The sequence below is a fragment of the Sinorhizobium sp. P24N7 genome, assembly GCF_042436655.1.
In the GTDB taxonomy this organism is placed as follows: Bacteria; Pseudomonadota; Alphaproteobacteria; order Rhizobiales; family Rhizobiaceae; genus Sinorhizobium; species Sinorhizobium meliloti_A.
In genome coordinates this window covers 1-429 of sequence record NZ_JBHMIW010000140.1, presented here as the reverse complement: position 1 = coordinate 429, position 429 = coordinate 1, and the positions used below count along the sequence as shown (strand labels likewise).

Below are 429 nucleotides of genomic sequence, written 5' to 3'. Positions count from 1 at the left end.
ATTCTACCTGACGATGGACGCGCCTTCCCGGTTGTCGACCAGTCTGTGCCTGCTGCACTCGGTCTTCGACAAGTCGGCTTGGTTGCGGGAACGCGAGATCACCGAAGCGTTGCCCGTCGCCGGCCTACCGGAAACACTGCACGTCGACAACGGCGCCGACTTTAGGAGTCGCGCTTTCAAGAGGGAGGGGGTGCGAGGATGCAGGCATCGCGATTGCGTGGCGACCGCCGGCTGAGCCGCGCTTCGGCGGTCATATCGAGCGTCTGATCGGCACGCAGATGGGGAAGCTCCACCTGCTGCCCGGCACGACGTTCAGCAACGCGCAGGAACTCGGCGAATACGATTCGAAGCGGCATTCGGCGCTCACCTTGCGCGAGCTCGAGCGCTACATCGCCCTCGACATTGTCGGCTCCTACCACCAGTCTATCC

Annotated in this window: 1 pseudogene; it reads left to right on the top strand. The window is 63.4% G+C overall.

What is annotated here, in order from left to right:
- Window positions 1-235 (top strand): annotated as a pseudogene (locus tag ACFHWW_RS34330) (hypothetical protein); the annotation flags it as partial.
- Between the last annotated feature and the right edge of the window lie 194 nt (window positions 236-429).